27 protein-coding genes are annotated in these 26,313 nt (G+C 73.7%); 12 read left to right on the forward strand and 15 right to left on the reverse strand.

Annotated elements, in window-relative coordinates:
* Positions 1 to 99: 99 nt before the first annotated feature.
* Both ACFUC1_RS00945 and glgC read right to left on the reverse strand, forming a co-directional pair.
* Entirely contained in the window at positions 100 to 912 is an 813-nt protein-coding gene (locus ACFUC1_RS00945; RefSeq protein WP_379116008.1) for an LLM class F420-dependent oxidoreductase, read from the reverse strand.
* On the reverse strand, positions 909 to 2,162 hold the full coding sequence (gene glgC / locus ACFUC1_RS00950) for a glucose-1-phosphate adenylyltransferase (protein ID WP_379116010.1): 1,254 nt from the start codon (positions 2,160 to 2,162) through the stop codon (positions 909 to 911). The genes ACFUC1_RS00945 and glgC overlap by 4 nt, the downstream gene beginning before the upstream one ends.
* A 76-nt stretch (positions 2,163 to 2,238) precedes the next feature.
* On the opposite strand from glgC, the gene glgA reads away from it, so the two are divergent.
* Positions 2,239 to 3,435 (forward strand): glycogen synthase, encoded by a 1,197-nt coding sequence (gene glgA / locus ACFUC1_RS00955; protein WP_379116011.1) that lies wholly within the window; start codon positions 2,239 to 2,241, stop codon positions 3,433 to 3,435.
* Positions 3,436 to 3,530: 95 nt separating this feature from the next.
* On the opposite strand, the gene ACFUC1_RS00960 is transcribed toward glgA, so the two are convergent.
* Entirely contained in the window at positions 3,531 to 4,958 is a 1,428-nt protein-coding gene (locus tag ACFUC1_RS00960; protein ID WP_379116012.1) for an HNH endonuclease, read from the reverse strand.
* A gap of 111 nt (positions 4,959 to 5,069) precedes the next feature.
* Positions 5,070 to 5,879, reverse strand: a complete 810-nt coding sequence (locus ACFUC1_RS00965) for a hypothetical protein (RefSeq protein WP_379116013.1) — start codon at positions 5,877 to 5,879, stop codon at positions 5,070 to 5,072.
* Between the two features lie 32 nt (positions 5,880 to 5,911).
* Between ACFUC1_RS00965 and ACFUC1_RS00970 the strand changes: the two genes are divergently transcribed.
* From ACFUC1_RS00970 to ACFUC1_RS00995, 6 genes are all read left to right on the forward strand, one after another.
* Entirely contained in the window at positions 5,912 to 6,730 is an 819-nt protein-coding gene (locus ACFUC1_RS00970) for an ABC transporter ATP-binding protein (RefSeq protein WP_379116015.1), read from the forward strand.
* A 75-nt stretch (positions 6,731 to 6,805) separates the two neighbouring features.
* Positions 6,806 to 7,285: an NfeD family protein gene (locus tag ACFUC1_RS00975; protein WP_379116016.1), complete on the forward strand. Its 480-nt coding sequence runs from the start codon at positions 6,806 to 6,808 to the stop codon at positions 7,283 to 7,285.
* Positions 7,286 to 7,288: 3 nt separating this feature from the next.
* Complete coding sequence (locus ACFUC1_RS00980; RefSeq protein WP_379116017.1) at positions 7,289 to 8,500, forward strand: SPFH domain-containing protein; 1,212 nt, start codon at positions 7,289 to 7,291, stop codon at positions 8,498 to 8,500.
* Between the two features lie 171 nt (positions 8,501 to 8,671).
* Complete coding sequence (locus tag ACFUC1_RS00985; RefSeq protein ID WP_379116018.1) at positions 8,672 to 9,445, forward strand: sulfite exporter TauE/SafE family protein; 774 nt, start codon at positions 8,672 to 8,674, stop codon at positions 9,443 to 9,445.
* Between the two features lie 39 nt (positions 9,446 to 9,484).
* On the forward strand, positions 9,485 to 10,204 hold the full coding sequence (locus tag ACFUC1_RS00990) for a TSUP family transporter (protein WP_379116019.1): 720 nt from the start codon (positions 9,485 to 9,487) through the stop codon (positions 10,202 to 10,204).
* Positions 10,205 to 10,213: 9 nt separating this feature from the next.
* Complete coding sequence (locus ACFUC1_RS00995) at positions 10,214 to 11,038, forward strand: TrmH family RNA methyltransferase (RefSeq protein ID WP_379116020.1); 825 nt, start codon at positions 10,214 to 10,216, stop codon at positions 11,036 to 11,038.
* A gap of 28 nt (positions 11,039 to 11,066) precedes the next feature.
* Here the strand turns inward: ACFUC1_RS00995 and ACFUC1_RS01000 are convergent, their stop codons facing one another.
* The 8 genes from ACFUC1_RS01000 to ACFUC1_RS01035 all read right to left on the reverse strand — a co-directional run bounded on the left by ACFUC1_RS01000 (position 11,067) and on the right by ACFUC1_RS01035 (position 17,716).
* Positions 11,067 to 11,447, reverse strand: coding sequence for a DUF3037 domain-containing protein (locus ACFUC1_RS01000; RefSeq protein ID WP_379116021.1), 381 nt, complete (start codon positions 11,445 to 11,447; stop codon positions 11,067 to 11,069).
* Positions 11,444 to 12,211, reverse strand: a complete 768-nt coding sequence (locus tag ACFUC1_RS01005) for a HipA family kinase (RefSeq protein WP_379116022.1) — start codon at positions 12,209 to 12,211, stop codon at positions 11,444 to 11,446. Before ACFUC1_RS01005 ends, ACFUC1_RS01000 begins: the two co-directional genes overlap by 4 nt.
* A 48-nt stretch (positions 12,212 to 12,259) precedes the next feature.
* Complete coding sequence (locus ACFUC1_RS01010; RefSeq protein ID WP_379116023.1) at positions 12,260 to 13,474, reverse strand: MFS transporter; 1,215 nt, start codon at positions 13,472 to 13,474, stop codon at positions 12,260 to 12,262.
* Positions 13,475 to 13,481: 7 nt separating this feature from the next.
* On the reverse strand, positions 13,482 to 13,946 hold the full coding sequence (locus ACFUC1_RS01015) for a MarR family winged helix-turn-helix transcriptional regulator (RefSeq protein ID WP_379116024.1): 465 nt from the start codon (positions 13,944 to 13,946) through the stop codon (positions 13,482 to 13,484).
* 66 nt (positions 13,947 to 14,012) lie between these two features.
* A complete protein-coding gene (locus tag ACFUC1_RS01020; protein ID WP_379116025.1) occupies positions 14,013 to 15,548 on the reverse strand; it encodes an ATP-dependent DNA ligase in 1,536 nt (511 codons plus the stop codon).
* Positions 15,549 to 15,622: 74 nt separating this feature from the next.
* A complete protein-coding gene (gene ald, locus ACFUC1_RS01025) occupies positions 15,623 to 16,744 on the reverse strand; it encodes an alanine dehydrogenase (RefSeq protein ID WP_379116026.1) in 1,122 nt (373 codons plus the stop codon).
* Between the two features lie 135 nt (positions 16,745 to 16,879).
* The gene (locus ACFUC1_RS01030; RefSeq protein WP_316008882.1) at positions 16,880 to 17,062 is read right to left on the reverse strand and encodes a hypothetical protein; all 183 of its coding nucleotides are present in this window, start codon (positions 17,060 to 17,062) and stop codon (positions 16,880 to 16,882) included.
* 123 nt (positions 17,063 to 17,185) lie between these two features.
* Positions 17,186 to 17,716 (reverse strand): flavodoxin family protein, encoded by a 531-nt coding sequence (locus ACFUC1_RS01035; protein ID WP_379116027.1) that lies wholly within the window; start codon positions 17,714 to 17,716, stop codon positions 17,186 to 17,188.
* Between the two features lie 145 nt (positions 17,717 to 17,861).
* On the opposite strand from ACFUC1_RS01035, the gene ACFUC1_RS01040 reads away from it, so the two are divergent.
* A complete protein-coding gene (locus tag ACFUC1_RS01040) occupies positions 17,862 to 18,800 on the forward strand; it encodes a universal stress protein (protein ID WP_379116028.1) in 939 nt (312 codons plus the stop codon).
* Between the two features lie 65 nt (positions 18,801 to 18,865).
* Here the strand turns inward: ACFUC1_RS01040 and ACFUC1_RS01045 are convergent, their stop codons facing one another.
* On the reverse strand, positions 18,866 to 19,756 hold the full coding sequence (locus tag ACFUC1_RS01045; protein ID WP_379116029.1) for a universal stress protein: 891 nt from the start codon (positions 19,754 to 19,756) through the stop codon (positions 18,866 to 18,868).
* 515 nt (positions 19,757 to 20,271) lie between these two features.
* Between ACFUC1_RS01045 and ACFUC1_RS01050 the strand changes: the two genes are divergently transcribed.
* Together ACFUC1_RS01050 and ACFUC1_RS01055 are read left to right on the forward strand one after the other, a co-directional pair.
* A complete protein-coding gene (locus ACFUC1_RS01050) occupies positions 20,272 to 20,535 on the forward strand; it encodes a hypothetical protein (RefSeq protein ID WP_379116030.1) in 264 nt (87 codons plus the stop codon).
* Positions 20,532 to 21,041 carry a hypothetical protein gene (locus tag ACFUC1_RS01055; protein WP_379116031.1) on the forward strand — a complete coding sequence of 170 codons (510 nt, stop codon included), beginning with the start codon at positions 20,532 to 20,534 and terminating at the stop codon, positions 21,039 to 21,041. The genes ACFUC1_RS01050 and ACFUC1_RS01055 overlap by 4 nt, the downstream gene beginning before the upstream one ends.
* Here ACFUC1_RS01055 and ACFUC1_RS01060 read toward each other — a convergent pair.
* Positions 21,008 to 21,766, reverse strand: a complete 759-nt coding sequence (locus tag ACFUC1_RS01060; RefSeq protein ID WP_379116032.1) for a phosphoribosyltransferase — start codon at positions 21,764 to 21,766, stop codon at positions 21,008 to 21,010. The genes ACFUC1_RS01055 and ACFUC1_RS01060 overlap by 34 nt on opposite strands.
* Positions 21,767 to 21,887: 121 nt before the next feature.
* On the opposite strand from ACFUC1_RS01060, the gene ACFUC1_RS01065 reads away from it, so the two are divergent.
* Together ACFUC1_RS01065 and ACFUC1_RS01070 are read left to right on the forward strand one after the other, a co-directional pair.
* Positions 21,888 to 22,706 (forward strand): HPF/RaiA family ribosome-associated protein, encoded by an 819-nt coding sequence (locus ACFUC1_RS01065; RefSeq protein WP_379116033.1) that lies wholly within the window; start codon positions 21,888 to 21,890, stop codon positions 22,704 to 22,706.
* 15 nt (positions 22,707 to 22,721) lie between these two features.
* A complete protein-coding gene (locus ACFUC1_RS01070; RefSeq protein ID WP_379116034.1) occupies positions 22,722 to 23,417 on the forward strand; it encodes a hypothetical protein in 696 nt (231 codons plus the stop codon).
* A 158-nt stretch (positions 23,418 to 23,575) separates the two neighbouring features.
* Here the strand turns inward: ACFUC1_RS01070 and ACFUC1_RS01075 are convergent, their stop codons facing one another.
* On the reverse strand, positions 23,576 to 26,284 hold the full coding sequence (locus tag ACFUC1_RS01075; RefSeq protein ID WP_379116035.1) for a glycoside hydrolase domain-containing protein: 2,709 nt from the start codon (positions 26,282 to 26,284) through the stop codon (positions 23,576 to 23,578).
* Positions 26,285 to 26,313: the final 29 nt, after the last annotated feature.

A 26,313-nucleotide genomic window follows, 5' to 3' on the forward strand; every position in this document is an offset into this window, starting at 1 on the left:
GCAGCGGCACCGGTGGTCGCAGCGGGGCCGGTGGTCGGGACGCCCCCCGGCGTCTGCTCGGGGTTCGGCTCGGTCACGCGGTCACGATATCGACGCGGGTCAGGACCCCTGGCGCGAGTCTCGCCATGCGACCAGGTCGCGCAGCGGCCCGAGGTCGTAGTGCGGGCCCCCGATGCCGACGGTGAACAGGCGCGTGCCCACGGCATACAGGGCCTCGGCGCCGGCGGCGTAGTCCTTGACGTCCTCGGGGTGGCGCCCGGGCTTGGGGGAGACACCGGCGGATCGCTCGATCTCGGCCGGGTCGCGGCCGATCTTCTCGCACCACTGGTCGAGGACGGCGTGCTTGTGCGCGATGGTGTCCGCGCTGCCGAAGCCGTGCCAGATGTTCGCGTGCTGCGCGACGATCTTCAGGGTCTTGCGCTCGCCGCCACCGCCGATCAGCACGGGGATGGGGCGGGTGGGCGGTGGGTTGAGCCTGGCCCAGCGCTGCTCGATGAGCGGCAGGTCGTGGGCCAGCCGGTCGAGGCGGCCGCCCGCGGTCCCGAACTCGAAGCCGTACTCGTCGTAGTCGCGCTCGAACCAGCCCGAGCCGATGCCGAGGATGAGGCGGCCGTCGCTGATGTGGTCGACGGTGCGGGCCATGTCGGCCAGCAGCTGCGGGTTCCGGTAGCCGTTGCAGGTGACGAGGGCACCGATCTCGACGCGCTCGGTCGCCTCGGCCCAGGCGCCGAGCATCGTCCAGCACTCGAAGTGCGCGCCGTCGGCCTGGCCGTAGAGCGGGTAGAAGTGGTCCCAGTTGAACACGACGTCGACACCGATCTCCTCCGCCTCCGCGGCGGCACGGCGGATCGCGGCGTACTCGGCGTGCTGGGGCTGGAGCTGGACGGCGATCCGGATCGGACGCTCGCTCACGCGGGGACCTCCTGCTGCTTGGCGACGACGGTGAGCCCCGACTCGGTGACCATGAACCCGCGCGCCAGGTCCTTCTCCCGGTCCACGCCGATCGTGGTGTCCGGCGGGACGACGACGCCCTTGTCGATGATGGCGCGCCTGATGACACAGCCGCGGCCGACCTCGACCCCGTCGAGCAGGACGCTGTCGTCGATCGTCGTGCCGCTGTGGATGTGGCAGCGCGGCGAGAGGACCGAGTTGGTGACGGTCGCTCCGGAGATGACGACACCGGGGGAGACGGCGGAGTTGTGCGCCTCGCCGAACTTGCCCGCGGCGCCGTGGACCAGCTTGGCCGGTGGGAAGGGGCCGTAGTCGGTGTAGATCGGCCAGTCGTAGTTGTAGAGGTTGAAGACAGGGTGGATGGACACGAGGTCCATGTGGGCCTCCCAGTACGAGTCCATCGTCCCGACGTCGCGCCAGTACGCCTGGTCGCGCTCGGTCGCGCCCGGGATCACGTTGTCCTTGAAGTCGTAGACGTAGCCGCGGCCCTCGGCGACGAACGCCGGCACGATGTCGCCGCCCATGTCGTGCTTGCTGCCCTCGCGGTCGTTGTCGCGCGTGACCGCCTCGACGAGCACGTCGGCGTCGAAGACGTAGTTGCCCATCGACGCCAGCACCTCGTCAGGGGAGTCCGGCAGGCCCTTGGCGTCCTTGGGCTTCTCGCGGAACGCGCCGATCTTGCGGCGGTCCGCGTCGTCGACCTCGATGACGCCGAACTGGTCGGCGAGCGAGATCGGCTGGCGGATCGCCGCGACGGTCACGCCTGCACCGGTCTCGATGTGCTGCTTGACCATCTGGGAGAAGTCCATGCGGTAGACGTGGTCGGCGCCCACGACGACGACGATGTCCGGCTGCTCGTCGTGGATCAGGTTGAGGCTCTGGAAGATCGCGTTCGCCGAGCCGAGGTACCAGTTCTTGTCGATGCGCTGCTGGGCCGGCACCGGGGTGACGTAGTTGCCGAGCATGTTCGACATGCGCCAGGTCTTGGTGACGTGGCGGTCGAGGCTGTGCGACTTGTACTGCGTGAGCACGACGACCTTGAGGTAGCCGGAGTTCACGACGTTGGAGAGGGCGAAGTCGATGAGCCGGTAGATGCCGCCGAACGGCACGGCCGGCTTGGCGCGGTCGGCGGTGAGCGGCATGAGCCGTTTGCCTTCCCCTCCCGCAAGGACGATGGCCAGGACTCTCGGGGCTCCGCGGCGATACGGCATACCGCTGACCCTAGGGAATGCCAGCCGACGTGGCGACCCCTGTCCGCGAACGGATCACGGCACTAGTCTTCCGGGCGTGAGAGTGGACATCCTCAGCAAGGAGTACCCGCCCAACATCTACGGCGGCGCGGGGGTCCACGTCGCGGAGCTGGTGCGCGCGCTGCGTGCCCGCGGCGACATCGACACCAGGGTGCGCGCGTTCGGCGAGCCCGTGGCCGAGGACGGCACGACCGGGTATGCCGACCTGCCGGACCTCGCGGGCGCGAACGCCGCCGTGCGGACCATGGGCGTCGACCTGTCGATGGCGGGGGACTGCGTCGGCGCGGACGTCGTCCACTCCCACACCTGGTACGCCAACTTCGGCGGCCACGTGGCCTCGCTCCTCGGTGGCATGCCGCACGTCGTCACGGCGCACTCGTTGGAGCCGATGCGCCCGTGGAAGGCCGAGCAGCTCGGCGGCGGGTACCGGCTGTCCTCGTTCGTGGAGCGCACGGCATACGAGGCGGCGGACGCGGTGATCGCGGTCAGCGAGGGCATGCGGCAGGACGTCCTGCGCTCCTACCCGCAGGTCGATCCGGACCGGGTCGCGGTGGTGCACAACGGCATCGACTCCGAGCTGTGGCGACGGCACGAGGACCTCGACACGGTGCGCCGGCACGGGGTGGACCCCGACCGGCCGTCGGTGGTGTTCGTCGGGCGGATCACCCGGCAGAAGGGACTGCCGTACCTGCTGCGGGCGGCTGCGCAGCTGCCGCCGGAGGTGCAGCTGGTGCTGTGCGCGGGGTCGCCGGACACCCCTGAGATCAAGGCCGAGGTCGAGGGCCTGATGGAGGAGCTGCGCACGAGCCGCACCGGGGTCGTGTGGATCCCCGAGATGCTCCCGCGTGCCGAGGTCGTCGCCCTGCTGTCGTCGGCGACCGTCTTTGCCTGCCCGTCGATCTACGAGCCCCTCGGCATCGTCAACCTCGAGGCCATGGCCTGCGAGGCGCCCGTCGTCGCGACCGCCACCGGCGGGATCCCCGAGGTCGTCGTCGACGGCGAGACCGGCTGGCTGGTGCCGATCGAGCAGCGCCAGGACGGCAGCGGCATCCCGCTCGACGCCGACCGGTTCGTCGCCGACCTCGCCGCGGCACTCACCGATGCGGTGAGCGACACCGGCCGGGCCCGGCGGATGGGGCAGGCCGGCCGCAAGCGCGCGGTCGAGGCGTTCTCGTGGGCGTCGATCGGCGAGCAGACCCTCGACGTCTACCGTTCCGTCCTCGCCCGCCGCTGACGGGTCACCTTCCGCGCCCCCGCGAACTGGGTGGCCTGGGGCGGGTGTCAGTCCACCGCCCGGAGGCGCCCGTCGCCGAGTCCGCGTGCGTGCGCTCACCCACCCCGGCGTGGTGGTAGCCCGGAGTCGGGGAGGATGTCGAGGTCCCGCCAGCGCACCGGCTCACCGGTCGGCGGCGTGTAGGCGTCCAGCGGGACGGGTGGGTCGCCGCCCGGCGGAGGTGTGGTGTCGACGGGGCGCGGTGGCCGGATGCGGATGCCGTACCGGTTGGTCGCGACGAGCCCGTCGGGCCTGGTCGGGTCACCGGTGAGGCTGAAGTCGCCCCGGTCGAGGGCGTCGTGGTGGTGCGGGCAGAGGCTGACCTGGTTGTCCTCGTCGGTGGCGCCCCCGTCGGACCAGGCCTGGACGTGGTGGACCTCGACGAACCGGGTGGCCCCGCACCCGGGAAACCGGCAGCCGCGGTCGCGGTCCTCGACCAGCCGGCGTGTCCGCTCGGGCAGGATCCGCATGCCGCGGCCCACCGAGACCGGGCGGCCCTCGGTCTCCCACACCGGCTGGACCACGCCGTCGCTGACGAACCGGCCCAGCAGCCGCAGCGGGATGGCGTGACCGCCGTTGACCCACGCCCCGTCGGTCGACAGGTGCAGGTAGACCCGGTAGTGCGACGCCCGGCTGGTCGAGGCGATCGAGGCCAGTGACCGGTTCGCCAGCTCCTCCAGGGCATCGGCGTGGGTCGGCCGGCCGGTGACGCCGGACCGGCCGGCGGCGGCCGCAGCAGCCATGGCGGTGTGGTCCGGCTCGCCTGGACTCCGTGCGGGGTCGCCGTCGTCGTCGGACCCGGACCCGCGTGCCCGGGTGAACAGGGCGTCCTTGGCCTCCTTGATGGCCTGCTCGACCAGCGCACCCACGGTGGCGGGAGCGGAGTAGCGCAGGTGGAACCGGCCGTTGGCGTCGTAGTGCATGGCGAGCTCTGGCTTGGCGCAGGCTCGGCGCTCCGGCGCCGACTGCCCGGCCAGCGAGTCACGGACCACCGTGGGCCGACCGTCGACCGGCTGGCCCGGCGCCTCGACCGGCTGGCCCGGCGCCCCCGCCGGCATCCCGCCGCCCTGGTCGAACACGTGGCGTGCGCACATCCGGCGCAGCTGCGGCACCGTCGCGTGCCGCGCCAGGCGGGTCATCTGCTCCTGGTGCGTGGACGGGACCCGCCGGGCCACGACGGCGACCTGGTCCAGCGACAGCTCACCCGCGTCGAGCGCCTGAACCGCCGCGGGTAGCTCCGCGGTGCGACGCGCGATTCGTACGACGTCGGCCGCGTGCTCCGGCGAGAGGCCGGCCCGCACCACGAGGTAGTGCTCCGGCGACCGGAACCCACCATCACCCCAGTGCCGGTCCTCGATGAGCTCGCGAGCGACCTCGACCAGCTCCGCCTGCGCCCGGTTCAGCCGGCCCGCCACCTGCGCCGTGCGCGCCCACAGCTCCCGCTGCCGGGTGTCCCGGGCGAGCGCGAGAGGGGTGGACGACATACCTGAATCGTACACCTGTTCGAACGTGATGACCATGGTTGTCCATCGCGAATTCCGTTGCTGCCCAGCGAGATTCGGGCCAAGCCACACGGCTCGTGCCCATCACCCCCGTCAGGCGGGGCGCCACCCGGCGATCACGGCACAGGCGGCGTTGGTGGCGTCGGCGAGCGTCCGGTCGGCGCTGCGCTGGAGCCGCAGCAGCAGCGCGTGCCTCCGCCCGGCGTCCGTGGCCGTCAGCGCGCCGTCACCCGCAGCGAGTGCCACGTCGACGATCTGGCCCACCGTCCCCGCGAGCGCGATGACGCGAGCCGCGCGTCCCGGCATACCCGACGGCAGACCCCACGCCCCACCGAGCGCGGCGTCGGCGAGGTCACGGGCGGCGGACCCGGCGAACGGCTGGCCGCCCACTGCGTCGAACGCCTCGGTCGCCGTGAGCAGCTCCTCGCGCAGGTGCCGCTCGAGCTGGGAGGTGTCGAGCGCCTCGACCCGGTGCCGTGGCACCGGTGCGCTGTCGTATGCCGCCCAGTCGACCCGGGTGCCCGTGTCGAGCCCGTCGCGGGCGCGGGAACCGATGCCACCGGCCGCGGCCGGAGCGGCCGTCGCGTCCGCGCCGTAGGTGGACACCGTCGGCACCAGCATCCCGCCGATGCCCGGCACGAAGACGCACTCGCCGGCAGCCGCGGCCGCCCCCTGCGCCTCGGCCGGCGCCTTGGGCACGCCCGTCAGGTCGCCGGCGGCGGGCAGCGCCACGAGCAGTGCCTGCTCCCCCAGGTCGCGCCAGAGCGAGAGCCGGTCGAGGTCTCCCGCGACGTGGTCGACATCGGGAGTGGCGAGTCGCATCGCGTCCTCGAGCCGCCCGCCGGTCGACGACACGTGTGTCGTCCACAACGCGAGGCGCACGGAAGCGGGTAGCTCGGGCATCCAGCCATGCTAAGCCGATAGGGTCGCGAGCCATGAGTGACGTCCTGGAGTTCGCCGGCGTCAGCGTCGTCCGTGGTTCGACCGTCCTGCTCGACGACATCACCTGGGAGGTCGAGGAGGGGCAGCGCTGGGTCGTGCTCGGCCCCAACGGGGCGGGCAAGACCACGCTCCTGCAGCTGGCGGCCGGGCGGATGCACCCGACCAGCGGCGTCGCAGGAATCCTGGGCGAGGTCCTCGGTGCGGTCGACGTGTTCGAGCTCCGGCCCCGGATCGGCCTCGCGTCGGCCGCGCTGGCCGAGCGGATCCCGGCGCACGAGGCGGTCCACAACGTCGTCGTCACCGCCTCGTACGGCGTCGTCGGCCGCTGGCGCGAGGACTACGACACCCTCGACCACGTCCGGGCCTCCGAGCTGCTGGGCGCGCTCGGTGCCGAGCACCTCGCCGACCGGACGTTCGGGACGTTGTCCGAGGGCGAGCGCAAGCGCGTGCAGATCGCCCGAGCGCTCATGACCGACCCCGAGCTCATGCTCCTCGACGAGCCGGCCGCAGGACTCGACCTCGGTGGCCGCGAGGACCTCGTCCGGCGCCTGGGCGAGCTCGCCGCCGACCTCGAGGCGCCGGCACTGGTCCTGGTGACGCACCACGTCGAGGAGATCCCGCCCAACTTCACCGACGTCCTGCTGCTGCGCGAGGGCAAGATCGTCGCGCAGGGACCGGTCGAGATCACCCTGACCGCCGAGAACCTGTCGGCGACGTTCGGCATGCCGCTGGAGCTCGAGAGGCGGGGCGACCGGTATGCCGCGCGCCTGCGCACCGGCGAGGGAACGACCGGCGGGGCCGGAGCGTCCTAGGGTTTGGGAACCGGTGACGGTGCCGGTTCCCGTGTGCGCCCACGCTGAGCGCACAGGGTCGTCAGGAGGGGACGGATGAACTGGATCGGTGACAGCCCGTGGCTCGCGTGGCTGGGCGTGGCGCTGGTGCTCGGGGCCATCGAGGCCGCGACCGTGGACTTCGTCTTCGTGATGCTGGCCGCCGGGGCACTCGCCTCGGCGGTCGCTGCCGCGATGGGGGCGGGCTTCGCCCTGCAGATCGTCGTCGGCGTGGTCGTGGCCGTCGTGCTCCTGCTCGTCGTGCGGCCCTTCCTCAAGCGGAAGTTCAACGAGAACTACGAGGCCGACACGATCGGGGCGCGCGGCCTCGTCGGCCGCACGGCATACGTGCTCCAGACGGTGACGGACACCGAGGGGCGCGTGAAGCTCGGCGGCGAGACGTGGTCCGCCAGGGTCGCCGACGCGGCCGACCGCATCGCACCGGGTGAGCAGGTGCGCGTGGTGTCGATCCAGGGGGCGACCGCCTTCGTGGACCGGGTGTCCGACCAGCACGTGTCGGACAAGACAGGGGAGTGACGGATGGACTTCAGTGCAGGCTTCATCGTCCTGGTGCTGCTGATCGTCTTTGCGGCGATCGTCATCATCAGGACGGTCCGGATCGTGCCGCAGCAGACGGCCCTGATCATCGAGCGGCTGGGGCGCTACTCGCGCACCCTCGAGGGTGGCATCCACTTTCTCGTGCCGTTCGTCGACAAGGTGCGCGCGAACATCGACCTGCGCGAGCAGGTGGTCTCGTTCCCGCCGCAGCCCGTGATCACCAGTGACAACCTCGTCGTCAACATCGACACGGTCATCTACTACTCGGTCATCGACGCCAAGTCCGCCGTCTACGAGATCGCGAACTTCATCCAGGGCATCGAGCAGCTCACCGTCACCACGCTGCGCAACGTCATCGGCTCGCTCGACCTCGAGCAGACCCTGACCAGCCGCGACCAGATCAACGCCCAGCTGCGCGGCGTGCTCGACGAGGCGACCGGCAAGTGGGGCATCCGCGTCAACCGCGTCGAGCTCAAGGCCATCGACCCGCCCATCTCGGTGCAGGAGTCGATGGAGAAGCAGATGAAGGCCGAGCGCGACCGCCGTGCGGCGATCCTGAACGCGGAGGGCGTGAAGCAGTCGAACATCCTCACCGCCGAGGGCGAGAAGCAGAGCCAGATCCTGCGCGCCGAGGGCTCGGCCCAGGCCCGGATCCTCGAGGCGCAGGGCCAGGCCCGCGCGATCCAGCAGGTGTTCGACGCCATCCACCGCGGCAAGCCGACCCAGAAGCTGCTGGCCTACCAGTACCTCCAGGTCCTGCCGCAGATAGCCCGCGGCGACTCCAACAAGATGTGGATCATCCCCAGCGAGCTCACCGATGCCCTGCGCGGTATCGGTGGCGCGCTCGGCGCCACCGACCGCGGCCCCAGCCCGGACGGCTCCGACGACGAGCAGTGGGTGGATCCCGGCGACGAGCCGGACGTGTTCCAGGAGACCGCGCTGGAGGACCCGGCGCAGGCCCTCGCCGAGGCGCGTGGCCAGGCCGGCCGCGCCTCGCAGGAGGCGACGGAGCACGCGGCACCGGTCCAGCGGGTCCAGCCCCCGATCGGCCGTCCGGCGGACGCCGTTCCCGAGCGTGAGCCCGGCGCCGCACCGGACTCCGCGCTCGACCCGGCCCCCGCCACGGACCTGCCGGTGGCACCGCCGGTGCCCCCGACGCCGCCGGTGGAGGGCACGGAGCCGCCGCGCCCCTGACGCGCCATCGCCGGTCCGTATGCCGTGTGCCGCCCCCTCGACCTCGCGTCGGGCGGGCGGCACACCACTGTCCGGGCCGGTCACGGCAGACGCCGTGGTGACAGGGGAGACACCGTGGTCACAGGGCAGACACCGTGTCCGGTTCGTCCCGGTGGTGGCTAGGGTGGCGCGGTGTCCGCCTTCGAAGCCCTCGGCATCCTCCTCGCGGGCATGGCCGCCGGCACCATCAACACGGTGGTCGGGTCCGGCACGCTCGTCACCTTCCCGACGCTGCTGTTCTTCGGCTACCCGCCGGTGGTCGCCAACGTCTCCAACACGGTCGGTCTCGTCGCGGGTGGCGTCACCGGGGTCCACGGCTACCGCCACGAGCTGCGCGGTGCCGGCGGGACCCTGCGCCGCCTCGCTCCGGCCTCGTTCATCGGTGGCGTGGTCGGCGCGGTGCTCCTGCTCGTCCTGCCGGCCAAGGCCTTCCAGGCCATCGTGCCGGTGCTCATCCTGCTCGGGCTCGTGCTCGTCGTCCTCGGCCCCCGGCTGCAGGCCCGCGCGCTCGCCCGGCACGAGGCCGGCGTGCCGCCGGCGTCGTGGCACGGCGCGGCCCTCGTGGGGGGCACGTTCGTCGCGGGTGTCTACGGCGGCTACTTCGGCGCCGCGCAGGGCGTGATCCTCATGGGCATCATGAGTGCACTGTCGACCGACCCCATCCAGCGGCTCAACGGGTACAAGAACGTCCTCGCGACGATCGTCAACGCCGTCGCGGCGATCACCTTCATGCTCGTGGCGTGGGACCGGATCAGCTGGCTGGCGGCGCTGCTCGTCGGCGTCGGTGCCTTCATCGGCGGCATCATCGGTGCCCGTGTCGGTCGCCGGCTGCCGCCGCTCGTCCTGCGTTCGTTCATCGTCCTCGTCGGCGTCGTGGGGATCGTCAAGATCGTCTGGTTCAGCTGATGGGCCCGCGGTGAGGCCGACGGGCGGGCGGGTCGCCTGATGGACTGGCTCCCCGTGCTGCTGCTCGGCCTCGCCCTCTTCGCGGGCGCGTTCGTCCAGTCCTCCATCGGCTTCGGGATGGCCGTGGTGGCCGCCCCCTTCGTCGTCCTGGTCGCCCCCGAGCTGATGCCCGGCAGCCTGCTCGTGACGAGCTTCGCCCTGCCCGTGGTGCAGCTGTCGCACGGCGTGCGCGACATCGCCTGGCGACCCCTGGGCTGGGCGCTCGGCGCGCGGTTGCTGTTGACCCCGCTCGGCGTGCTGCTCGTGGCCACGCTGTCCGTGCGGGCGATCTCGGTGGTCGTGGGGGTCCTGATCCTCGTCACCGTCGCGGCGTCGGTGTCCCGGCTCGACGTGCGTGCCACCCGCCCCAACGCAGCAGCGGCGGGGGCGGTGGCAGGGGTGTCGGGGACGGCGGCCTCGATCGGCGGCCCGTTCCTCGCGCTGGTCCTGCAGCACGAGCGACCCGAGCGGCTGCGCTCCACCCTCGCGGCGTTCTTCCTCGTGGGGACCGGGATGGCCATCGGTGGCCTGCTCGTCGCGGGCGAGTTCACGCGGCACCAGCTCGTGTCGGGGCTGGTCTGGCTGCCCTTCCTCGGCCTCGGGTATGCCGCGGCCGCACCGGCCCGCGCCCGCCTGGACCGCGACCGGCTGCGCCGGATCGTCCTCGTGTTCTGCCTCGTGGCCGGCGCCAGTGTCATCGTCCGCGCACTGGTGTCCTAGCCTGCGTGCGTGCCGACCGAGATCCTCCGAGCCGACGACGAGCGGCTCGCCGACTACGTCGCCCTGACCGACGTGGCCCTGCGGCGACGCACCGAGCCGGAGCGGGGCCTCTACATCGCGGAGTCCGAGAAGGTCATCCGCCGCGCGCTGGCCGCCGGCCACCGACCGCGCAGCCTCCTCATGGCGCGGCGGTGGCTCACGGACCTCGCCGACGTCGTCGAGCAGGCCGAGGCCGACGGGGTGCCGGTCTTCGTCGGGGAGCACGACGTCATCGAGCAGCTCACCGGCTTCCACCTGCACCGTGGCGCCCTCGCGGCCATGCAGCGGCCGGAGCTCCCCTCGGCCGCGGCCTTGCTGGAGGGTGCGCGACGTGTCCTCGTCCTCGAGGACGTCGTCGACCACACCAACGTGGGTGCGGTCTTCCGCTCGGCGGCGGCCCTCGGCGTCGACGCCGTCCTCGTCACGCCACGGTGCGCTGACCCGTTGTACCGCAGGTCGATCCGGGTCTCGATGGGCACGGTCTTCCAGGTGCCGTGGACGCGGATCGAGCCGTGGCCCGGCGCCATCGCGGACCTGCAGGAGCAGGGGTTCACCGTCGCGACGCTCGCCCTCGCCGACGACGCGGTCCCGCTGGACGAGCTGGCGGCGGACCCGCCCGACCGGCTCGCCCTGGTGCTGGGCACCGAGGGTGACGGCCTGTCGCACCACACGCTCGCCGCGGCCGACCTCACCGTGACGATCCCGATGGCCGGGGGAGTGGACTCCCTGAACGTGGCTGCGGCGGGCGCCGTGGCTGCCTGGGCCCTGCGCCCGGCACAACCGGGCGGTTCCTGACGGAGCGTCCGCAGCCGCGTCCGGCGGTTCAGACCACGAGGCGGTCCAGCAGCGACTGCAGCGTCCCGGCCGGGTCGGTCGTGAGGCCGCCGTGCACGGGGCCGGGCTGCACCACGGTGCTCCGCGGTGCGCTCAGCCAGCCGAACCTGCGCCCGAGGCCGCCGAGGGACGGCAGCCCGCCGCCGGTCTCGCCGCGGCAGACCCGGCACACCGTGTCGAGGGAGGCGCCGACGGCGCCGAGGTCCAGGCCGGGCGCGAAGGCCCGGAGGCGGTCCTCGTCGAGGCGCCAGGCGGCCTCGAGGTAGTCGGCGGCCTGGCTGTAGACGACGACGCCGACGTTGGCGAACTCCTCGCGCTGGACCTCGGGGACGCAGCGAAGGACGACGTACTGGTAGCCGACCGGGGTCATGCCGCACCTCCCGGGAGCCAGGCCGCGGGGTTCGCTACCCGTGCGAGCAGGTGCTCGCGGTATGCCGCGCGGACGGCGTCGGCGTCGTCCAGCCCGGGCGCGGGTTCGAGCCACTCGCCGGGCACGGCCGACGTCACCTCGCTCAGGAGCGCGTCGGTGACCTGCGGCGCGAGCCGCTCGTGGGCGGCGCGCACGTCGGACGCGACGTCCCGCAGCACGTGCTGGTCGGCGTCGTAGGCCTGGGCGGCGAACCGGGCAGGGTCGGCGCCACGGCTGGGCCAGCCGTGGTGGAAGTACAGGGCGGCACCGTGGTCGATCAGCCACGGCTCGCGGTGCCACACCAGCAGGTTGGGGTTGCTCCAGGTGCGGTCGACGTTCGCCGTGAGGGCGTCGAGCCACAGGATGTCCGCGGCCGTGTCCGGCGCGGGCGGGCGCGACCCGTCGTAGCCGAAGGAACCGGGGAGGAAGTCGACGCCGAGGTTGTGCCCGAGGCTGGCCGTGAGCAGGTCCTGGACCTCCTCGTCGGCCTCGTACTTGGCGATGGGGGCCTGCAGGTCCACGACGGCCAGGCGCGGCACCCGCATACCGAGCGACCGCGCCAGCTCACCGACGAGGACCTCGGCCACGAGGACCTTGAGCCCCTGGCCCGCGCCGCGGAACTTCAGGACGTAGGTGCCGAGGTCGTCGGCCTCGACGATCCCGGGCAGCGAGCCACCCTCCCGCAGGGGGGTGACGTACCGCGTCGCGGTGATGAGCTCGAGCACGGCGCCAGCCTAGGGTGCGTGGCGCCGTGCTCGAGGTGGGAGGTCGGCTCAGCTGTCGCCGACGGTGACGGCCTCCGCCTCGAGCGGGCTGTCGACCGGCTCGGCGCCGTGGCCGGGCTGGGCGTCGACGGCCCTGAGGTAGGGCAGGGCGGTCAGCAGCACGAGGACCGCGAGGACCACGGCCCCGGCGCCGATCCAGAACGGGACGTTGGCCGCCCGCTCGCCGATCTTGCCGGCGAGCCAGGGGGCGACGGCGCCGCCGCCGAACCGCACGAAGCTGTACGCCGCGGACGCGACGCCCCGCTCGACCGGCGACACCTTCATGACCGTCTCGGTGATGAGCGTGTTGTTCACGCCGAGGAACGCACCGGCCAGGATGACGCCGACCACCAGCACGGGCTTGTGCTCGGTGCCGAGGGCCATGCCCGCCAGCACGAGGGCGAAGCCGAGGAGCGCGCCGACCACGCCGGGCACGGTCCCGAAGCGGCGCTGCAGCCGCGGGGCGACGAAGACCGAGGTGAAGGCGAGCAGCACGCCCCAACCGAAGAAGATGAGGCCGACCTGGTGGGCGCCCATCGCCAGCGGGAACGGCGTCCACGCCAGGAGGGTGAAGAAGCCGAAGTTGTAGAGCAGGGCGGTGATCCCGACGGTCAGCAGGCCGCGGTGGCCGAGGGCGCGCAGGGGCGCGCTGATGCTGCTGCGCTTGGCCGGGGCGGGGGTCGGCGGGAGGGTCGCGAGGATGGCGACGAGCGCGATGAGCATGAGGCCGGAGACGCCCCAGAAGGGCCAGCGCCACGAGTGGCCGCCGAGCCAGCCGCCGAGGAGGGGGCCGGTCGCGATGCCGACCCCGAGCGCGGCCTCGTAGAGGATGATCGCCTGGCCGACCGAGCCGCGGGCTGCGTTGACGATGGTGGCGAGGGCCGTCGCGATGAACAGCGCGTTGCCCAGGCCCCAGACGGCGCGGAAGGCGACGATGCCGTTGACGCTGTCCTGGGCCCCGGCGAGCCCGGCGCCCACGATGATGATGAGCAGGCCGATCAGCAGGGTTCGCTTGGCCCCGACCCGACTGGAGACCCAGCCGGTGCCGAGCATGGCGACGCCCATGACGGCCATGTAGCTCGTGAAGAGCAGCGAGACCTGGGACGCGCTGGCTCCGAGGTCGTCGGCGATGGGCTTGAGGATGGGGTCGACGAGACCGATGCCCATGAACGCGATGACGCAGGCGAAGGCCACGGACCAGACTGTCTTGGGTTGACGCCACATGACGGGGTCAGGCTTCCTCTCGGGTGGGGGCGGGGGAGTGGTGCGGGGTGGCCGCGCGGGCCAGCAGGTCCTCGAGCACGACGACGGCGTCGCGCAGCCGGGCGAGCTCGCTCTCCTCGAGGGCGCCGAGGGCCGGGGCGAGGACCGCGGCCCGGGCCCGGCGCACCTCGGCGAGCGCTTCGTGGCCGGCCGGCGTGATGGAGACCAGCGTGGCGCGGGCGTCGGACCGGTCCGGGTCGCGCCGCGCCCAGCCCTGTGCCTCGAGGCGGTGCACCCCGGCGGTCGTCGTGGGCTGGCTGCTGTGGTCGATCTCGGCCAGCTCGCTGACCCGGCACGGACCCCACTCGTCGAGCAGGGACAGCAGCCGGGCCTGGGCCACCGGGATGTCGAACGAGGCGTACCGCGACGCCCACCGGGTCAGGCGCGCTGCGGCGCGCAGCACGTCGTTGCCGGGATCGTCATGGTTGCTCACGACAACCACTTTACATAGGCAACCTATGCAATGTCGAATCGACAGACGGCGACGGGTTGCAGGGGCTCAGCCGCGCAGGGCGCGCACCGTGTCGACGGTGTCGGCCTCCTCGGCCGGCTTGTCGTCGCGGTACCGCAGGACCCGGGCGAACCGCAGCGCCATGCCGCCGGGGTAGCGGGAGGAGGTCTGGATGCCGTCGAACGCGATCTCGACGACCTGCTCGGGCCGCACCGGCACGACCCACCCGTCGGTGCCGTCGGTGGCGAGCTCGGTGAAGCGCTCCGTCTGCCACTGCAGCATCTCGTCGGTCATGCCCTTGAACGTCTTGCCGAGCATGACGAAGCCGCCGGTCTCCGGGTCGCGGGCGCCGAGGTGGATGTTGGAGAGCCAGCCCTTGCGCCGCCCGCTGCCCCACTCGACCGCGAGCACGACGAGGTCGAGCGTGTGGCGGGGCTTGACCTTGACCCAGCCTGCGCCCCGCCGGCCGGCGGCGTAGGGGGCGTCGGTCGACTTGAGCACGACGCCCTCGTGGCCCTCGGAGACGAGGCGGGTGAAGAACTCCCGCGCCTCCACCTCCGACCCTGCCAGCACCCGCGGCACCAGCGTCTCGGCCGGGACGAGGCCGGCCAGCCGCTCGAGCCGCTGCGTGGCTGGCAGGTCGAGCAGGTCCTCCCCGTCGACGTGGAGCAGGTCGAAGAAGTACGACGACACCGGGACCTGCGCCCGCAGCGTGTCCACGCTGGTGCTGCTCATCGTCCGCGAGGCCGTCTCCTGGAAGGGCCGAGGCCTGCCCCGCTCGTCCAGCGCGATGGCCTCGCCGTCGACGACGACGCGACCCGCCGGCAGGTCCCGCACGACCTCGACGACCTCGGGCAGCCGGTCGGTGATGTCGTCGAGCGAGCGGGTGAACAGCCGCACCTCGTCGCCGTCCTTGTGCGCCTGCAGCCGTATGCCGTCGAGCTTGCCGTCCACGAACGCGTGGCCGTCTGCTCCGGCGACCTGCTCCCACCCGGCGTCGACGTCGGGGGCCGACGCCGCCAGCATCGGCCGCACGGGCCGCCCCACCTCCAGGCCGATGGCCTCGAGCGCCGGCACGCCACCGGACAGGGCCGCGACGGCGACCGGCGCGGCATACCCGGCGAGCATGGTGGCGCGGCGCACTGCGGCCTCGGGCACCTCGGCGGCCGCCGCGATGGCCTGGAGCATGACGCCGTCGAGGGCGCCCTGGCGCACCTGGCCTGTGATGAGCGCGCGGAGGTACTCCTGCTCGGCGGCCGTGAGGCGGCCGAACAGCTCCGCCACGGCAGCTCGGCGCTGGGCCGCGGAGCCGCTGCCGGACACCGACGCCAGGTGGCTGAGGGCGGCGTCGACGTCGCCGACGGTCGCCGTGGCCTCGGCAGCGGGCTCCGGCAGGTCGGTCAGGCCACGCCAGCTGACGCCCACCCGCCGCTGCGGCAGGACACCGGAGAGGTACGCGGCGACGGTGCCGGCCTCCTCGGGACCGGCCGCGCGCAGCGCGTCGGCCACCGCCGCGGTCTTGGCCAGGCGCGACCGGGTGGCGGCAGCAGCGGCGGAGGCGGCGACGACGTCGGCGAGCAGCACGAGCCGAGGCTAACCGCGGTCACCGACACCCGCCGTGCAGCGCCGGTCGCGGGCGCCCCCGCCGGGAAGCCGGGTCAGGCCTTGCCGAGGATCGTCTCCAGCTCGACCGACTCGAGGCCGTGCGCGTCGCCGACCGGGCCGTTCGTGACCGCGCCGTCATGGGTGTTGAGGCCGAGCGCCAGCGGGTGGTTGTCGCGCAGGGCGTCGCGCCAGCCCCGGTTCGCCAGCTCCACGGCATACGGGAGGGTCACGTTGGTGAGGGCGTAGGTGCTCGTGTGCGGCACGGCGCCGGGCATGTTGGCGACGCAGTAGAAGACCGAGTTGTGCACCTCGTAGGTCGGGTCGTCGTGCGTCGTGGGCCGCGAGTCCTCGAAGCAGCCGCCCTGGTCGATGGAGATGTCGACGAGGACCGAGCCGGGCTTCATGCGGGACACCTGCTCGTTGGTGACGAGCTTGGGGGCCTTGGCACCCGGGACGAGCACCGCGCCGATGACGAGGTCGGCGTCGCTGATGGCCCGCTCGATCTCGTAGGTGTTCGACGCGACCGTCTGGCAGTGGCCCTGGTAGACGAAGTCGGCGTGCCGCAGCTTGGCGATGTCGCGGTCGAGCAGCAGCACCTCGGCCTGCATGCCGAGCGCGATCGCGGCGGCGTTCATGCCGGAGACGCCAGCGCCGATGACGACGACCTTGGCGGCGTACACGCCGCTGACGCCGCCCATGAGGATGCCGCGGCCTCCCTGGGCCCGCATCAGCGTGTGCGCGCCGACCTGCGGTGCCAGGCGGCCCGCGACCTCGGACATCGGCGCCAGCAGGGGGAGCGTGCGGTCGGGCAGCTCGACGGTCTCGTAGGCGATGCCGGTGACCTTGCGGCGCAGCAGCTCCTCGGTGAGGGGCTTGTCGGCGGCGAGGTGGAGGTAGGTGAAGAGCGTCTGCCCCTCGCGCATCCGGGCGTACTCCTGCTCGATCGGCTCCTTCACCTTGAGGATGAGCTCGCCGGTCTCCCAGACCTTGTCCGCCGTGTCGAGGATCGTGGCGCCGGCCGCGACGTAGTCCTCGTCGAGGATCGAGGAGCCGACCCCGGCCTCCCGCTCGACGTACACCGCGTGCCCGTGCCGCACGAGCTCATGGACCCCCGAGGGCGTGATCGCCACGCGGAACTCGTTGTTCTTGACCTCGCGGGGAATGCCGACCTTCATCGAGCTGCCTCCTGGATCGCCGTGGACCTCGAACAATGCAGGACGCGGGGCGATCTGCCAACCACCGAAGGGAGGACGGGAGGACGGAGGACGACCGCTGCCGCAGGTCGGCCCGGTCGGGAGGTGGCCCCGCCGTCAGGAGGCGATCGTGCCCGAGTGCAGGAGGGCGCCCACGAGGGCGGTCCGCCACGGCAGCGGCGGACGGTCCGGGGTCCGGCACGACGCGCTGCCGCAGTCGCAGACCCAGATCCATCCCCGCGCGCCGCGCAGGACCCGGGGGTGGTGGCCCTGGCCGCGGTGCAAGGTGCGTGTGCTCACGGACGTCGACGCTAGGACGGTTCGGGACCCACCGTCCGCGGACGCGCCGCAGGTCGGCCGACCTCGGGTCGGAAATGGTCCGAACGGGTGACCATGGGGCGAAGTCGGGCGGAGTCGGCCGGGTCAGCCCACGGGCCTGCCCAGGCCGGGGCCGACGACGGTGCTCAGCGAGCGGCCCCAGGACCGGGCCCGGTCGAGCTCGCTGTCGACCAGCGGGCCCTGGGTGCCCGTCACCCAGAACGACACCGGGCGCGTCGCCACGCTGCCGTGCTGGCGCCGCACCAGGGCCGCGGCCCGCCGGGCCGCCGAGCCCGGGACCCGTGGACGGTTGACCCGTGTGTCGAAGAACGCGAAGGGAGGGGTGTGCCGCTCGTCCGCGAGCGACTCGAGCCACTCCCGTATGCCGCGGTCGGTCACCACGCGCCCGTCGCCGAGCTGGCGCTGGGCGTCGGCGCGGGTCGAGGGGCGGCTCAGGCCGAACGCGTGCGTCGGGCCGCCCACCACGAGCAGGTCCACCCCGATGAGGTCGGGCGGGACGGTGTCCACGGGGTACTGCTCGACCCACGCCCAGTCCCGCAGCCCCTCGGCCACCGCGCCGGCCACCGCCCTGGTGTTGCCGAACATCGACTCGTACACGACCCACACCGTGACCATCACTGCCTCCAGAGAGCTGTGCCTGCCCTGCTCATACTCGGCGGCGCGGCGCCCCGGGCCGAGGGCCCAAGGTCCCCCGGGACGCCCTTGCCGGGAGGGACCAACGGCCCGGGCGCGCGGAGCGCCCTGCCGCGATCGTGGGGGCATGCACAGCGGGAGCAGCGTCGGCGAGTCGGGTCGGGCGCCGGTCGTCGTGGGCTACGACGGCTCGGCCGGCAGCCGGCGGGCCGTGCGGTGGGCCGCGCACGAGGCCGCGGCGCGGGGGACCGGCCTGCGGATCGTCGTCGCTGCGGACGACCCCGGGGTGCCCGGCGCCCGACGGACCGCCACCCGCCTCGCGCCCCTCCGGCTCGGGGACGGCCACGAGGCGATGTCCGAGGCGGTGGCGCTCGCCGAGTCGTGCCAGCCCGGCGTGACGCGCGGCGGCGTGGTCCGCCGTGGCCAGCCCGGTGGCGTGCTCGTGGACCAGTCGCACACGGCCCGGCTCGTGGTGGTCGGGTCCCGCGGGCGCACGGCGCTGCCCGCCTCGGAGTCCTCGACGTCCCTGATCACGGCGTCGCGGGCCGCGTGCCCGGTCGTCGTGGTGCGCGGACGGGTCGACGCGCCGCGCCCGGACCCCGTCGTGGTGGGAGTAGGCCTCGGAGACCCCGTCCTGTCGACACTGTCCTGTGCCGTGGAGGTGGCGCGCCGTGCCGGTTCGCCGCTGGTGCTGGCCTGCGGGTGGTCGGCCGACGCGGGCAGCCCGAGCCGGGTGCCGCGCCCGGTCCCGGACCGGGCGGGTCCGCTGGCCACGGTCGTCCGCGACGTCCAGGGGCACGCCGAGCGGTCGGTCGGGCGCGCAGCCGAGCTGGTGCACCGGCTGGCTCCAGGCCTGTCGGTGCGGACCGAGGTGCTCGACACCAGGGCCGAGCGCACCCTCGAGGGGCTGTCGTGGGGCGCCAGCCTCCTCGTGGTCGGCAGGGGTGGTACCGGCCCGTTCCCCGGGATGCCGCTGGGCCAGGTGACCCGATCGGTGCTGGAGCACGCGGGCTGTCCGGTGGTGGTCGTGCCTCCGGACGCGCCAGTGGTGGGCGTTCAGGCCTGAGCCATCGCGCGCCCCTGAGCCCTCGTGGAGCCATCGGCGGTCAGCCCTCGTGGAGCCATCGGCGGTCAGCCCTCGTGCTGCCCGTCCTCGGCCCTCGGCGTGGACGGGACCACGAGCAGGGGGCAGGGCGCCAGGTGCAGCAGGCGGGTGCCGACCGATCCCAGGAGCAGGCCCGCAAAGCCGCCCCGGCCGCGGCTGCCGACGACGAGAAGCTGGGCGTCGCGGGCCTCGTCGCACAGGACGGGGACGGCCTGGCCCCGCACGAGCCGTGGCCGCACCTCGACGTCGGGGTAGCGCTCCTGCCAACCCCCGAGCATCTCAGCGAGGACCACGTGCTGGGCGTCGGCCAGCTCGCCCCAGTCCCCGGCCCACTCCGGCTCCGCCGCCAGCGGGTCCGGGGGCTCCCACCACCAGGCGTGGACCGCGACGAGGGGGACACCGCGCTCGGAAGCCTCGGCGAACGCTGCCTCCAGGGCCGGTTCCGCGTGCGGGTCGGGGTCGACACCGACGACGACGAGGCCGCGGGCCGGCAGTTCCGTGTCCCGCGGGACGACGAGCACGGGACACCGCGCGTGGGCGGCCACCTGCTGGGTCGTCGCGCCCAGCACGGCCGCCGGGAGCGGCCGCAGGCGGCCGGCACCCAGCACCACCCGGTACGCGTCGCGGCTTGCCTCGACGAGGGCGGAGGCCGCGCCGGCGACGACCGTCTCGGCGGTGACCTCCCTCGTGAGCCGCTGCTGCAGGCCCGCCCGCACCTCCTCCAGGCGCCGTGCCTGCGGCTCGAGCAGGTCCGGGGTCCAGGGCACGACCCCGAGCCCGGTCGCGTTCACCAGGTGGAGCCGCCGGCCGGTCCGCGTGGCCAGCTCCACGGCGGCGTCCAGGACCTCTGCGGCCGGCCGGTCGGCGTCGACTGCGGCCACGACGCTTCCCGGTGGCACCGAGGGGGTGCTCGACATGACGTCCTCCTTCGTCGGGACCAGCGTGGCCGCCCCGGGGCCGGGACCCGCAGGGGCCAAGGTCCCGGCGGCGGCCGCACCGGCGCGCGTGGCCGTGGCACCAGCACACCCGGGCGTCGTGCGGCCCCGCCGCACGGGAAGGAACTCGTGTGCGGTGAACCGGAGGTGACGGGTCGGAAACACACGGGACCAAGGTCCCTACGGGGCACCCGGTGTGGTCCGGCGCAATGGTCGTGCGCTCCCGGTCACGGGGGCGTTACCGACGGAGGATCCGGTGCCGGACCGCGGGGAGCCGCGGTCAGCGCCCTGGCCGGGGCGAGGTGCCGGGGGTGCCGTCGGTGTCGGGGGTCGCGACTCCCGGCAGACGGGGTCCCGGTCGGCCAGCCAGCCGGCCGGGGTCCCGCCCACCACGGGCTTGCAGGGCTCACCGTGCGGAAACCCCCGCCCGGTTCTCGTGTCACCGGTCCCCTGGAGGCGTAGTGCTCCCCACCCGGCAACCCCTTCCGCCCCTTCCCGTGCCTGCCGCCGCGCGAAGCACGGGTCTCGACCTCAGGTCACCGCAGGGTGTCGTGGTCCACCTGCTGCGCCACGTCATGGACCCGTCGTGGGCACCCGGCCCCGCTGCGGCGGTGCTGCTGCGGGACGTCGACGACGACCGGTTGCTGCGGCGGGCGCGGGCCCTGTTGCGGATCGCCACGCGCGAGCGCATCGTGCCGTCCCACGTCCGGGCGTTCGCCACGGTCACCATGGCCCTGCACCTGCTGGAGGACCGGGCATGAACCGCACGCGCACGACGCCCCAGGGCCACCCGTCGGCCGTCACCACGAGCAGGTCCCGCCGCCCGGGGTACCCCGTGCCCGCGCCACTCCCGGGCCGCGACCCTCGCCCCGGCCCCGACTCGGCGACCGGTGCGACCGGCGCCGTGGCGGACCCGGTGGTGCGCCTCGAGGAGATCCGCGCGCGACTGGCGGCCCTGGCGCTCCTGCTCCAGGACGAGCCGGCTCGCCGCCTCGCCGACGTCCTGCGTGAGGTGGAGGCCCTGGCCCAGCAGCTCCGCCGTCCCCACCGGGGCGAGACACCCGCCGTGGCGTCGCCCCCCGCCGGGGAGCTGCAGGCCGCTGGCGCCCCGACCCCCACCGGACCGGGGCAGCTGGCCACGCGCCACGGGTCCGCGGAGCCGGCTCACCCGCCCCAGCCACCGGCGGCACCGACGACCCGGCCACGACCACCGGCGCTGCCCGGCGGGCCCGACTACCCGCTCCTGCCGGTGCGCCGGGCGTCCTGACCCGGTCCCTGCCGGCGGGGCGCGCCCGGGCCCGGCGCTTCCGGGCTGCCGTGGTCGGCTGCGGCTGGGTCCCCGGCTGCGCGCAGGACGGCCAGCACCTCGTCCTCGCTGACCTGCGGGAACTGCTCGTACCACTCGCCCACCGAGCGCAGGTGCCCGGGTCGCAGCACGCAGCGCACCGAGTCGCAGGCCTGCCGCAGGGCGACCGCGGTGTCGGCGGCGCAGACCGGCACGGCCAGGACCACCCGGGCAGCCCCCCGCGCCCGGGCGGCCAGGCAGGCAGCGCGCGCCGTGGCGCCCGTGGCGACCCCGTCGTCGACGACCACGGCGGTCCGCCCGTCGAGGGGGACGGGCTCGTGGCCCGCCCGGAAGCGGCTGGCGCGGCGCGCCACCTCCCGCTCCTCGTGCGTCTCGGCAGCCGCCAGCTCGTCCTGCGTCACCCGGCAGGCGCGAACCGTCAGGTCGTCGACGACGAGGACCCCACCCTCGCCGACGGCGCCCATGGCGAGCTCGGGCTGGAAGGGCGCCCCGAGCTTGTGGGCGACCACCACGTCGAGCGTGGCCCCGAGCGCCTTCGCGACCTCGGCGGCAACCGGGACGCCGCCGCGCGGCAGGCCGAGCACCACCGGGTCCGCGCCGCGCAGGTCCGTGACCAGCGCAGCGAGCCGCCGGCCGGCGTCGGCCCGGTCCCGGAAGAGGTCGACGGACGGGCGGAACGTGCTCATGCCGTCAGGCTCCGTCGCCCCGTCTGCGCGCGGCAGGGACGTTCGACCCTGCGCGCGGCGGACGGCGGAGCGTACGAACGGGGTTGAGTCGATCCACGACCACGGAGGTGACACCGTGCAGGTGACCCAGACCCTGACCCCGCAGGACGTGCGCGTGACGATCAGCGGCGTCGACGAGCCGGACCTCGCCGAGCTGCTGCGCACGAAGGTCGCGCGCATCGGCAGGCACACCCACGTCCCGGTCACGTCTGCCTGGGTGCGGCTGTCCCGGCACGGCGACCCGGCCGTGAGCCGCCCGGTGGTCGCGCAGGCCAACCTCGACCTCGACGGCCGCCTGGTGCGGGCACAGGTCGAGGCCGAGACCGCGCACGAGGCCGTCGACCTGCTCGACGCGCGGCTCCGCGGCCTGGTCCAGCGCGCGGCCACGCACTGGGAGGCGCGCCGGGGTCACGAGCCGTCCTACGCGGCGCACGAGTGGCAGCACGACGCCGAGCCGGCACGACGGCACACCTGGTACCCGCGCCCGGAGGCAGAGCGAGATGTGGTGCGGCACAAGACGTTCAGCATCGCCCGGCGGACCGTGGACGAGGCGGTGGCCGAGCTGGAGCTGCTCGACTACGACTTCCACCTCTTCGAGGAGGCCTGCACCGGCATCGACTGCGTGGTCTACCGGGGTGGGCCGACAGGGCTGCGCCTCGCCTACGCCCGACGGCCGCCGCACGGCACCGCCGTCGCGGCCCACCTCGGGGTGACGGTCAGCCCGCACACGGCTCCGCGCCTGCCCGTCGCCCAGGCGGTGGAGCGGCTCAACCTGACGGGTATGCCGTTCTGCTTCTTCCGCGACGCGACCACGGGGCGGCGCGGGTGCGTCCTCTACCACCGCTACGACGGCCACTACGGCCTCATCACGCCGGCGGCCCAGACCGTCAGCCCGTCCTGAGCGGAGGTGGGTCGGGTGGCGTTCGACGACGGATCGGGCGGACGGCCGGCATCCCCGGCAGAGCCGCCGACGGCGCCCCACCGGCAGCGCACGCCCCGACCGGGGGAGATCGGCCGGCGTCCCTGGCGGCACCTGGCGACTCAGTGGCGCACGCTCTGGGCGCCCTCCGCGGGCCTCGTGCGCCGCAGTGACCGGTTCGAGGCCGGAGCCGTGCTCGGGTCGCTGCTGCTCGCGGTCCTGCTGGTCCCGCTCCTGGCGGGGCTCGGGCTCGCCGTGGGGCGCAACCTCGCCGCCGACGCCGCCCGCCAGCGTGCCACGGGCCACTCGGTGAGCGCCGTCCTCCTGCAGGACTCACCACCGGTCGCCGTCGACGCCTCCGGGGAGCTCGTGGCTGCGTCGGCGCGCACCCCGGCGCGCTGGCACCTGACCGGTGGGGGGACGCGCGACGGCCTGGTGCCGGCGGACCAAGGGCTGCGGGCCGGTGCCCGGGTGCGGATCTGGCTCGACGCGAGCGGCTGGCCGGCCCCGCTGCCGCTGTCGCCCCTGCGGGCCGCGGCGACCGGGACCCTCGTGGGTCTGGGTGGGTGGCTGGGAGCACTCGCGGTCCTCGGCCTGGGGTGCGTGGCGCTCCACCACGGCCTCGACCGCCAACGAGCGCGTGCCTGGGCACGTGAGTGGGCTGCGCTCTCCGCACAACGCAGGGGCCGCTGACGGGTCACCTTCGCCCCTGTGGACGACATCGCCGCTGAAGACGCCAATGCCACTGAGGACGCCGGCCCTCGGCGGCACCTGGGCCGTCATGGGACCCTCGATGCACCAGCACCTCGCGGCACGGTGACCGGTCGGCGCCCGGAGCGGCCCGGTGTGCGTCAGACCAGAGCCGTCATCCCGCTCCAGCCGGTGCCGACCTGCCGGGGGCCCAACCAGCTCCCGGAGCCGTCGCCGGGGTAGAGCCACAGGTTCCCCGAGGCGTCACGGGCCAGGACGTCGGGGTGGCCGTCGCCGTCGAAGTCGCCCGGCGCGACCATGGTCATCCCGCTCCAGCCGGTGCCGACCTGCCGCCGGGCCAGCCAGCCACCGGAGCCGTCGCCGGGGTACAGCCACAGGTTCCCCGAGGCGTCACGGGCCAGGACGTCGGGGTGGCCGTCGCCGTCGAAGTCGCCCGGCGCGACCATCGTCATCCCGCTCCAGCCGGTGCCGACCTGCCGGGGGCCCAACCAGCCACCGGAGCCGTCGCCCGGGTACAGCCACAGGACCCCGCTGCCGTCACGGGCCAGGAGGTCGAGGTGGCCGTCGCCGTTGAAGTCGCCCGGCGCGACCATGGTCATCCCGCTCCAGCCGGTGCCGACCTGCCGAGGGGCCAGCCACCCCCCGGAGCCGTCACCGGGGTACAGCCACAGGTTTCCCGACGTGTCGCGCGCCAGGACGTCGTTGTGCGTGTCGCTGTTCCAGTCGTGGGGCAGGGTGACCGGCGAGTGCGGGGTCACGGTGTTCGACGTCGCACCAGGCCCAGGCCCGACTGCGTTCGTCGCGGTCACGGTGAAGGTGTACGCGGTTCCGTTCGTGAGACCCGAGAAGGCGGCCGAGGTGGCGGTGCCGGGCACGGTCACGGAGGCGCCACCGGGCACGGCCTGGACCGTGTAGGACGTGATCGGGCTGCCGTTGGACGGCGCGGCGCCCCAGGAGACCGTGGCGGTGGCATCGCCTGCGGTCGCCGTCACCCCGACGGAGGCGCCCGGGGCGGTGGCCACCAGCTGGAAGGCCATCGCATCGATCCCGAGCTGCGAGGTGGTGCTCGTGCCGTCGTTGTCACCGACGTGGACGGAGATCGGGCGCGTGGAACTGGCCAGGTAGGTGCCCAGGGTGGTGTACCCGCTGATCGCCTGTTGGTTGACGACCTGCACGCTGGACCCACCTGCGTACGTCACGGTGTAGGGGGCCGTGGCGGTTGCCGCCGTGGCGGGGATGTAGGCCTGCACCTTGTAGAGCCCCGGTGCGAGCCGTGGCGACCAGGTGGCGCCGTTGTACTCGGTGGCGCCGTTGGAGTAGGTCCAGTAGGCCATGCCCTTCAGTCCCTGGGGCGGGTTCGGGCGCCAGTAGCTCATGTTGCCGGTGAACACGAAGCCGGCGCTGCCCGGCCCGAGGACGTCGGTCCCGTAGTCCACCGGGACCCCGACCCCGGCCACGTCGGCGTCGGACCAGTCCGCGTCGATGTTGATCGTCACACCACCCCAGGTCTGGCTGACGCCGCCGCTGTACTGGTGCAGCCGCTCGTGGTTGGTCCAGTAGGCGCTGGAGAAGCTGGTGTCGGACGTCGTCTGCAGCCCGTTCCAGTCGGCAAACCAGATGTCCTTCGGCGGCACGAAGCCGCTGGTCCCGACGTACCTGGACATGTCGGTCATGAGGGAGTCGGTGCTGCCGTATGCACCGGCGGTGTAGCCGAGGGCGTGCAGCTCCTTGCTCCAGGCCGAGATGAAGGCCATCACTGCCGAGCTGCAACCCGCGACCGTGGTGTTGTACGCCTCCATGTCGTAGTAGATCGGGGCGCCCGCGGCGAGCCCGAAGTAGGCGGCTCTGCTGACTGCGTCGTCGGCGCTGCTCTTGCCCTCCGCCGCGGCGGTGCTCGAGCTGAAGGTGCTCAGGCCGCTCTGGTTGACGCAGGGGGCCTGGGCCCCGACGTAGATCGGGGCGAGCCCCCAGCCCATCGACGACACCGCACTGACCCAGGACGACGAGAGGTTGCCGTCAGCACAGGCCCGCATCGAGCCGCCGATGTAGATGCCGACGGTCCGGTACGGCGAGGCGAGCCAGGACTTCATGGTCGCGCCTGTCGGTGCGGCGCACGTGTCGAAGGCCATCCCGGTGAAGGTCGACGAGGGCGTGGTGGTGGCGGCCGTCGACACCGCGGACGACAGGTCCACAGCGGGTCTTCCGGACCCCGCCGACGCGGAGGGGCTGACCGGCGGCGTGGCCGGGGGAGGGCCGCTGGCTCGGGGTACGGACTGGCCGGTCGCGACGGCAGCCGTGGCAAGGACGGCGTCCACGGTGCGCGAGTCCGTCCCCCATGAGACATCGGCCTGGACCGGCCGACCGGTGAAGTGAACCTGCCGGCCGTGGCCGACGGGGTCGCTGGCCACCTCGGCAGGGAGTGTGCCGATCGTGCCCTTCCGCACCGCGGGCGCAGGCCGGTCGAACCGGGTGGGGCCGTGGAGCCAGATGGTGTCGGCGCGCCCCACGAGGTGGGCCGGGCAGTCCTGCTGTGCGGGCAGCTCGCCCAGGAAGACCGCGGGGTGGTCGAGTCGGACGCACGCGTGCGGGTCGGTCCGCAGGTCCACGACGGGCCAGCCGGCGGGGACCTCGACCGACACGCCGGCATACTCGATCTCGCGCCTGCTGGTGGTGCTCGGCACCGAGGGGGCGGCAGCGGCGCCCGTGCCCACCGTGAGCACGGGCGACACGCTGGGTGCCGGCGCGGTGAGCTCACCGGGTTGGCCCGGGGCGGCGACGCCGGGGTGCGCCAGTGCGACAAGCGCAGCGAGGCAGACGGAGAAGTGGACGGCGCGGTTCCAGGTAGCCATGCGAGACCTCGTGATGCGTTCGTCTGACG

The organism is Pedococcus sp. NPDC057267 (assembly GCF_042668795.1).
Classification (GTDB): domain Bacteria; phylum Actinomycetota; class Actinomycetes; order Actinomycetales; family Dermatophilaceae; genus Pedococcus.

Bases quoted from the DNA above. Each gene is read 5' to 3' on its own strand.
- ACFUC1_RS01035 (WP_379116027.1), bottom strand. From the start codon at position 17,716: ATGGTCACGGTGTGGGTCGTGTACGAGTCGATGTTCGGCAACACCAGG.
- glgC (WP_379116010.1), bottom strand. From the start codon at position 2,162: ATGCCGTATCGCCGCGGAGCCCCGAGAGTCCTGGCCATCGTCCTTGCG.
- ACFUC1_RS00970 (WP_379116015.1), top strand. From the start codon at position 5,912: ATGAGTGACGTCCTGGAGTTCGCCGGCGTCAGCGTCGTCCGTGGTTCG.
- ACFUC1_RS01000 (WP_379116021.1), bottom strand. From the start codon at position 11,447: ATGACCCCGGTCGGCTACCAGTACGTCGTCCTTCGCTGCGTCCCCGAG.
- ald (WP_379116026.1), bottom strand. From the start codon at position 16,744: ATGAAGGTCGGCATTCCCCGCGAGGTCAAGAACAACGAGTTCCGCGTG.
- ACFUC1_RS01060 (WP_379116032.1), bottom strand. From the start codon at position 21,766: ATGAGCACGTTCCGCCCGTCCGTCGACCTCTTCCGGGACCGGGCCGAC.
- ACFUC1_RS00990 (WP_379116019.1), top strand. From the start codon at position 9,485: ATGGACTGGCTCCCCGTGCTGCTGCTCGGCCTCGCCCTCTTCGCGGGC.
- ACFUC1_RS00980 (WP_379116017.1), top strand. From the start codon at position 7,289: ATGGACTTCAGTGCAGGCTTCATCGTCCTGGTGCTGCTGATCGTCTTT.
- ACFUC1_RS01075 (WP_379116035.1), bottom strand. From the start codon at position 26,284: ATGGCTACCTGGAACCGCGCCGTCCACTTCTCCGTCTGCCTCGCTGCG.
- ACFUC1_RS01010 (WP_379116023.1), bottom strand. From the start codon at position 13,474: ATGTGGCGTCAACCCAAGACAGTCTGGTCCGTGGCCTTCGCCTGCGTC.
- ACFUC1_RS01040 (WP_379116028.1), top strand. From the start codon at position 17,862: ATGCACAGCGGGAGCAGCGTCGGCGAGTCGGGTCGGGCGCCGGTCGTC.
- ACFUC1_RS01055 (WP_379116031.1), top strand. From the start codon at position 20,532: ATGAACCGCACGCGCACGACGCCCCAGGGCCACCCGTCGGCCGTCACC.
- ACFUC1_RS00965 (WP_379116013.1), bottom strand. From the start codon at position 5,879: ATGCCCGAGCTACCCGCTTCCGTGCGCCTCGCGTTGTGGACGACACAC.
- ACFUC1_RS01045 (WP_379116029.1), bottom strand. From the start codon at position 19,756: ATGTCGAGCACCCCCTCGGTGCCACCGGGAAGCGTCGTGGCCGCAGTC.
- ACFUC1_RS00960 (WP_379116012.1), bottom strand. From the start codon at position 4,958: ATGTCGTCCACCCCTCTCGCGCTCGCCCGGGACACCCGGCAGCGGGAG.
- ACFUC1_RS00975 (WP_379116016.1), top strand. From the start codon at position 6,806: ATGAACTGGATCGGTGACAGCCCGTGGCTCGCGTGGCTGGGCGTGGCG.